The organism is Kosakonia sp. H7A, from assembly GCF_003028445.1.
GTDB classification, from domain to species: Bacteria; Pseudomonadota; Gammaproteobacteria; order Enterobacterales; family Enterobacteriaceae; genus Kosakonia; species Kosakonia radicincitans.
In genome coordinates this window covers 82,283-88,490 of record NZ_PYTZ01000014.1, presented here as the reverse complement: position 1 = coordinate 88,490, position 6,208 = coordinate 82,283, and the positions used below count along the sequence as shown (strand labels likewise).

The 6,208-nt window shown below is 52.4% G+C and carries 11 protein-coding genes and 1 pseudogene; 1 reads left to right on the top strand and 11 read right to left on the bottom strand.

Translation table 11 applies throughout. The annotated features are described in order from the left end of the window. Positions 1-185: hypothetical protein (locus CWM66_RS29375; RefSeq protein ID WP_233218435.1), on the top strand; the 185-nt coding region annotated here is incomplete at its 5' end. A gap of 267 nt (positions 186-452) precedes the next feature. On the opposite strand, the gene CWM66_RS26620 is transcribed toward CWM66_RS29375, so the two are convergent. From CWM66_RS26620 to CWM66_RS26570, 11 genes and pseudogenes are all read right to left on the bottom strand, one after another. Next, positions 453-1,643: a site-specific integrase gene (locus CWM66_RS26620; RefSeq protein WP_107147678.1), complete on the bottom strand. Its 1,191-nt coding sequence runs from the start codon at positions 1,641-1,643 to the stop codon at positions 453-455. Then, entirely contained in the window at positions 1,604-1,810 is a 207-nt protein-coding gene (locus CWM66_RS26615) for an excisionase (protein WP_074773822.1), read from the bottom strand. The genes CWM66_RS26620 and CWM66_RS26615 overlap by 40 nt, the downstream gene beginning before the upstream one ends. 26 nt (positions 1,811-1,836) lie before the next feature. Continuing rightward, entirely contained in the window at positions 1,837-2,106 is a 270-nt protein-coding gene (locus CWM66_RS26610; protein WP_107147677.1) for a hypothetical protein, read from the bottom strand. Beyond that, positions 2,106-2,801 carry a hypothetical protein gene (locus CWM66_RS26605; protein WP_107147676.1) on the bottom strand — a complete coding sequence of 232 codons (696 nt, stop codon included), beginning with the start codon at positions 2,799-2,801 and terminating at the stop codon, positions 2,106-2,108. The genes CWM66_RS26610 and CWM66_RS26605 overlap by 1 nt, the downstream gene beginning before the upstream one ends. Further along, entirely contained in the window at positions 2,798-3,175 is a 378-nt protein-coding gene (locus tag CWM66_RS26600; RefSeq protein WP_107147675.1) for an HNH endonuclease, read from the bottom strand. Before CWM66_RS26600 ends, CWM66_RS26605 begins: the two co-directional genes overlap by 4 nt. Positions 3,176-3,177: 2 nt before the next feature. Then, positions 3,178-3,333, bottom strand: a pseudogene (locus CWM66_RS29370) (hypothetical protein); the annotation flags it as partial. 337 nt (positions 3,334-3,670) lie between these two features. After that, a complete protein-coding gene (locus tag CWM66_RS26590; protein ID WP_107147673.1) occupies positions 3,671-4,015 on the bottom strand; it encodes a hypothetical protein in 345 nt (114 codons plus the stop codon). Next, positions 4,012-4,503, bottom strand: a complete 492-nt coding sequence (locus tag CWM66_RS26585; protein WP_107147672.1) for a class I SAM-dependent methyltransferase — start codon at positions 4,501-4,503, stop codon at positions 4,012-4,014. Before CWM66_RS26585 ends, CWM66_RS26590 begins: the two co-directional genes overlap by 4 nt. Next, the gene (locus CWM66_RS26580; protein ID WP_199200066.1) at positions 4,500-4,982 is read right to left on the bottom strand and encodes a hypothetical protein; all 483 of its coding nucleotides are present in this window, start codon (positions 4,980-4,982) and stop codon (positions 4,500-4,502) included. The genes CWM66_RS26585 and CWM66_RS26580 overlap by 4 nt, the downstream gene beginning before the upstream one ends. 17 nt (positions 4,983-4,999) lie before the next feature. Further along, complete coding sequence (locus tag CWM66_RS29140) at positions 5,000-5,530, bottom strand: hypothetical protein (protein WP_199200065.1); 531 nt, start codon at positions 5,528-5,530, stop codon at positions 5,000-5,002. A gap of 68 nt (positions 5,531-5,598) precedes the next feature. Beyond that, positions 5,599-6,141: a hypothetical protein gene (locus tag CWM66_RS26570; RefSeq protein WP_074773833.1), complete on the bottom strand. Its 543-nt coding sequence runs from the start codon at positions 6,139-6,141 to the stop codon at positions 5,599-5,601. Positions 6,142-6,208 lie beyond the last annotated feature (67 nt).

Genomic DNA, 6,208 nt, shown 5'->3' with positions numbered 1-6,208 from the left:
GAAACACCCGCCTCGGCTTCGCGAAGAATATTGATGATCTGTTCGTCGGAAAAACGCTTCTTCATGGGGTTGTCCTCATGTTGCTGATGAAGACATTACTAACATCGTTGTGTGTTAATCAATGGGGGGCAGGTCAGTTAGTGAGGGGGCGTGTGATGCGCGCCATATCTGGATCTCTTCCATAATTGGTACATGTTTAATGGATCACAGTATACCGTGTACCTAAACGTGTACCAATTTTCTCTGGATTCAGACGGATCGTCTCGGACAATTACAGACACAAAAAAGCCCGCAGGGCTTGTGCCGTGCGGGCTTTCAGGACTTCTATGGATGGCTCTGGAACCATCTTTGAAGAATTTTGGTGGAGCTGGCGGGAGTTGAACCCGTGTCCGTAATTTCGCAACTAACTGAAATACTACTATTTATTTTTAGTTATATTTTCTGCGGCTCCTTTACGGCTCCTTTCGTGTCCCGCCACCGACCAGCCTGGGTCTTTTTTCCGTGTTACCGTCGTACTCTTTCAAATACGATCCGTAGTGCCTGAAAAGCATTTCTGGCCCCTTATGCCCCATCTGGCCAGCGAGCCAGAAAAGGTTGGCGCCCTGGCTGATATGACGGGTCGCGAATGTATGCCGGGTTTGATACGGATTTCGATAACGTATGCCTGCCTTTCGCAGTGTCGGCACCCAGGCTTTTTTACGGATAGCGTCAGCGCTTGCCCAGGGTTTATTTGTTTTCGGATCCTCAAATATTGTTGCGTCCTTCATGAATGTGAACGCTTTCTGTGACGCCAGCACCGCCATAGCCTGCTCGTTAAGTTCTACCTTACGTGTACCCGCCTTCGTTTTTGTCCCCTTGATCACCCCTACGACACTGGCGCTCTGAACGTGCGCAGTTTTCCCTATAAAATCGATATCACGCCAGCGCAGCGCGCAGAGTTCGGAACTCCGTAAACCAGTCTGAATGGCGAACATGAACAGATTTTCCCACTGCTTATTACCGGCTGACGAGAGAAGGGCATCCACTTCGGCAGGTGAAAGCGGGTCGACTATATAGTCACTGTCAAAATTGGCTTTATCGCTTTGGTACCGGGAAGCGGTAACCAGTGATACCGGGTTAATCTGTAAGACACCATCGGTCACCGCCTCATCAAGGGCAGATCGCAAAAAAGAAAGCTGGTTTCTGATGGTCTTCAAAGTCGTTGTGCGGTTCTGGATCCACGTTTTCATCGCGGCAGGTGTTAACTCACTAGCCGGAAATGAATGAAGGTCGCTTAAAGCACTACGGCATTTTTTATAACCGCCAATAGTGGATGGTGATAACTTGCGCGTCTCACATATAGAGAGATATTCATCAAGGTACATTTTTATTGTTTTACCAGTTGCTGCATTACCGAATAATTTAAGTCTCGCTGAGCGAGGAAAATATTCAGCATAAATAAAAGTGCCTCGTTCAATTTTATTATGAATTTCGCCGAGGGTTCTCTCGGCGTATTTCAGGTTTTTATTATTGACTTCCAGATTTGAAAGGGGCTCGCGACATTTAACCCCCTTATACGTGAAAGTAATATTGATCGTCTCACCCTGGCTATGTTTCCTTACGGTCACCCCGCGCGGGAGTTTTGGCGACTCTGCCTTGCCCATTTAGCTACCTCACTCAAATCAATCCATCTTTCCTTTACGCCTTCCACTTTCAAAACCTGAATACCCTCAAACCAAACGCCACGCTGTAATCGTTTGTTGATGGCCTCTGCCGTTTCTCCGGTTTCTTTGCAATACGTCGAGATGGGAACACAGTCGAGGTTCAGCATAGATTCTCCACACCGGCTGCAACCGGCTAACTGACTTTATACGCGCAAGACGAGCAGCCATCGCGGGCGCCGTCGTTGCATTTGACACAAATCTTTGGTTCGCTGGTGGCCGTAGCCAACTGCTTAATGATTCTGGCGGGCACCAGTACCGGCATAGCTATGCGCTGATGCCTGGCCTGATACAGTTCTTCAGCCAGTTCCAGCAGTCTGGCTTTACAGTCCATAGCTTCGGCGCGCCACCAGAGCATGTCATCACGCAGTCGGCGCTGGCGGCGCCGCTTCAGTTTGCTGGGCATCAGTCGTCATCCTCGTCTTTCAAATAAGCCCACTTACCACTCCTGCCCCAGACTGGAATATATTCAGGAATATTTTGTTGTCGGTTTTGTTGCTCGGGCACTGCCGGGGTAATCACAGCGCAAAGCGTTTTGCAAAGCGCCGCTCTCAGTTGCTGACTGCCCTGGTATTTCACTGCGGTATCACGCAACTGGTTAACGAGTTCGCGGTAAATATGAGGCGGCAACGTGTAACGCTGGCTTACAGGTTCACTGGTTGACGTTTCAGGGTTTTCCCGAAAGTTTTCGGTTGACGAATTTACATTTTCCCGAAAATCACCAGTTGCAAGCTCAGCTTTGAGTTGTTCGGAATTACCGAATGACTGCATGGCGGCGCGCGCTTGCCAGACAATCCAGGCTACCTGCATATCCCACGCGAAGTATTCACCATCGCCGTTCTTGGCCGGACGGCGGTCGATGCTGTCTTTGAAACGTTTTTCCATGATGGTTTCAAATGCTGCGCGTTCATCGGTCACAGCCACCGGCTCGCTGTCCATTGCATGCCGATATTGCAACACCTCCTGGATAACAGCTGCTACCTCTTCGCATTCCTGTGCATAGAGATCGTCTTCAATGGCGCGCGCGTCGCGTGCTGCACCTTCAAACTCTGACAGGCAAAACAGCAACTGCTCCCGGCTGATCGTTTGTGTTGTGGTCATATGGACTCCTGCTGCTGATATTGTTCGAACCAGAACACAACTGGCGCATTAGTTGGTTTAACCAGCCCAAACGCCTCCGCGAAGCGATAACTACGAGATGCACGGCGCGTAACATCCAACTGCGTAGCGATACGGGTACGAAACCCTTCAACTGTGTCGCACATCTTGTAGAGGTTGCAGGGAGCACAGGCTGGAACCATATTTTCAAGCGTGTCGTTTTCCGGCCTGTCCATTGCGTAGCCTTTGCTGATGTTCCGGCGAACAGCTTCTACGTGGTCGGCGTGGAATTTGTTCCCAAGTTCGCACCCGCAATATGCGCAACGACCGCCAAACTTCATGCGCAATTCCGCGCGCTGATTTTTCGTGAGTGCCATCGCTACTCCTCCACTTCCAGTTTGATGCCAGCGGCGGCAAGCTTTTCGATGACGTCAGACAGCAGCACATAATCGCCATCTGGTTCTTCTGACATGTCAGCGCCGCAATCCTGCCCACATGAATCACAGTCACTCATGTCAAGGTCATAGCGCGGCAGCTTCACGCTCACCGTGCGCGCTTCCAGTTCTGCGACGCGCTTCTCTGCTGTTTGCGCACGTTCAGCCCATAAATGCATTGCGTCTTCCGTGTCACATAAGTCGCTCTGGCAAACCTCTAAATTCCCTTCCAGTTCCGCCACACGCTGCCGCAGGCTGGCATTCTCCGCCTTGTCTGCGGTGCGCTCTGCCAGCAGGGAGTTCACTGTTTCTTCGCTATACAGTTTCACCAATGGTTTGCGTGGCTCTGTGTACTGCGCTTCACCGTGCCAGATGTGATGCCAGCGGTTCATAACGAACATAAATTTTCCAACGGGCTTCAGCGCCAGATCGTCGTTGTTAGTCATTCCAGTCCTCCAGCTCGTTCTGAATCTCTTCGTCGATTTCTTCGTTGGTGGCATCCACATTGAGGTAGTCCAGCGCCTCTTTGCGATATTGTTCGCGATGTTCGTCATACCAGGCAGAAAATTCAGGCGACCAGCCGTAGGTATTCCCGCAGAAGTCCACGCGAGCGTTATCCTCCGCCAATCGCTCGACCATACAATCAGCGGTTGTCAGCGCCGCTTCGCGGATGTATCCACGCATGTCACGCTTGCGCCACCACGGGCTTACTTTCGAGTCGCAACGATCTTTAAACTCAACTTCCCAGCGACGGATACAGCGTGCGTTTAGTGATTTGCTCATTGTCCTTCTCCTGCGTTGCCTTTCACGAAGATAATCCAGTGCGTCTTATCGGCTTTGCCGGTTCGCTGCCAGATGGCAGGCTTCTCATCAGTCAGCGCCAGAATCTGGCTCACCGGGATTTGCGTTTCGTTCCATTTGAAGACGAGCACGCCGTGTGGCCACAGCACGCGGAATGCCTCTTTGAAACCGGCGCGCAGGTCATCTCGCCAGGTGTCTTTGTTCAAGCGTCCGTACTTTTTACCTATCCAGGCGTTATCACCGACACGCTCAAGGTGTGGAGGGTCGAACACAACAACCGGGAAAGATGCATCGCCGAACGGTAGCGCGCGGAAGTCGGCGATCACATCCGGGCTGATAACGAGGCTGCGACCGTCGCACAGCGTGTGCTGTTCTGCTCTGATATCGTTGAATACCGTGCGGTCATCCTGTTTATCGAACCAGAACATGCGGCTTCCGCAGCACATATCGAGGATTGAGTAGTCGCTCATGATTGCACCTCGGATGCGTTGCCTTTCACCGCCCGCAGCGCAGCTTTATAGCTGGCTTTGGCTGCTTTCTTGGTGGGGCACCAGTCGCCCCTCACATCACAATACGAATCCCAGTAAGCGCGTGAGCGGCGAACCATGCGATATTCGTATTTGTACCTGCCTATCTCACGCTCTTCATACACCGGTAGATTTATACCCAGCCACTCGCCAAACGATTCGCAGACCTCAGAGCGCTGATATTCGTCATAGCGGGTTGGCTTCTTCGGCTCAGGCAGTGCGGAAATGGCTACCGCCTGGCCTGCATCTGTCACCTGATAAACCACGTCACCACATGACCATGCTGGAGCAGGGGATGCCTTTGCTAATCCCTGCTCAACCAATTTTTCCCACTCTGTTGCATCAGGATGATCACTACCAGCGAGGAAGTAATTGCGATAGGGCACGCGGTGACGTTCGCTGATACCAAGTGCGTGCTGCATAAGCTCGATTCCTGTGCTCACGATTGCACCCCCTTCACCTGCACGGACTGGCGGAGATCGGCGGCGAAGTTGCGGACATTGGTGATATCTCTTTCATCCCAGCCGAGTCCGTTCAGATAATCAGCGTAGGTATCCACCCCTTCAGCGCGCAGGGCTGCGATTGCGGCGGCGGTGGCGGGGGCGCGCTGGCGCAGTTTTTCCAGCGCCTCTTCTTGAGTGAGGAACCCATTACCGCCGTCATTGCTGGTCATGTTGCTGTCGAACCAGGCCTGTAAACCGGCAGGTGTCATATCGTCAGGCATTTCGATAAACGCCTCATCGGTCGTACCTTCCAGCCAGTCGCGGGCGCTGCGGATATCACCCTGAGAAAGGCAGAGCAGCGCAGCCTGTGCGCCCATTATGGTTTTATGCATCATCCATGACGTATTCAATTCACGGGCCGCACCATGCAGGTTAAAGTCACTTTCTGCCGCCAGTTTCTGCACCTGCTCGCGGGATTCACGGATCACGGCATACTGCACATCAAGGCGATCAGCCATATCTGACATTAACTTCGCTGCTGCTGGTGGCAGGGTAGGAGCAGTAACGCGGGCATCAGCGATTAATTCTTTGGCGTTCATGCGCATTTGCGGATCTCCATCAGTTCGTTAAAGCGGTTCATAAACAGGGCATAGGCCTGTCCTGGGCGAAGCGGACAAATATCGATGACGTCTGACGCCGGGATTCCTTCGAGCACTGACCAGCGAGTGCCGTCGTCGATTTCCAGATCGCGGCGTTCGGTGGCCAGCATGATGAGGTCAGCACGCTTAACCGCTGGTGAATGCTCACGAGGCAGCCCGTACTTATCGCGGATCAGGTCATCTACCATTTGTTCCATGCGGCGATAGTCATGAAGGAGCGCTTTCAGCGGCGCGGGCAAGTCCTGCACATAGGCTTCGGCAGCGTCGTGCATCAGGGCTTCGAAAGCGAATTCAGCGGGAACCAGTTGGCTGCACAGAACCGAGTGCTGTGCCACGCTGTAGAACTCTGGCAGTTGACCGCAATACCGGCAGATATTGGAGAGAGAAGTCGCAATATCTTCGATATCAATGACGTCAACAGTGGCGGTCAGATAGTCAAATTTCTTGCCGGTATAGGTCTGAATAAAGGTTTCTTTCATTGCGTTGTATCTCCTGTGCGCGCTGCAACGCGGCGTTTATTTCAGAACAGCCCTGGTTGGCCGTCTC

Bases quoted from the DNA above. Each gene is read 5' to 3' on its own strand.
- CWM66_RS26620 (WP_107147678.1), bottom strand. From the start codon at position 1,643: ATGGGCAAGGCAGAGTCGCCAAAACTCCCGCGCGGGGTGACCGTAAGG.
- CWM66_RS26615 (WP_074773822.1), bottom strand. From the start codon at position 1,810: ATGCTGAACCTCGACTGTGTTCCCATCTCGACGTATTGCAAAGAAACC.
- CWM66_RS26610 (WP_107147677.1), bottom strand. From the start codon at position 2,106: ATGCCCAGCAAACTGAAGCGGCGCCGCCAGCGCCGACTGCGTGATGAC.
- CWM66_RS26605 (WP_107147676.1), bottom strand. From the start codon at position 2,801: ATGACCACAACACAAACGATCAGCCGGGAGCAGTTGCTGTTTTGCCTG.
- CWM66_RS26600 (WP_107147675.1), bottom strand. From the start codon at position 3,175: ATGGCACTCACGAAAAATCAGCGCGCGGAATTGCGCATGAAGTTTGGC.
- CWM66_RS26590 (WP_107147673.1), bottom strand. From the start codon at position 4,015: ATGAGCAAATCACTAAACGCACGCTGTATCCGTCGCTGGGAAGTTGAG.
- CWM66_RS26585 (WP_107147672.1), bottom strand. From the start codon at position 4,503: ATGAGCGACTACTCAATCCTCGATATGTGCTGCGGAAGCCGCATGTTC.
- CWM66_RS26580 (WP_199200066.1), bottom strand. From the start codon at position 4,982: ATGCAGCACGCACTTGGTATCAGCGAACGTCACCGCGTGCCCTATCGC.
- CWM66_RS29140 (WP_199200065.1), bottom strand. From the start codon at position 5,530: ATGTCAGATATGGCTGATCGCCTTGATGTGCAGTATGCCGTGATCCGT.
- CWM66_RS26570 (WP_074773833.1), bottom strand. From the start codon at position 6,141: ATGAAAGAAACCTTTATTCAGACCTATACCGGCAAGAAATTTGACTAT.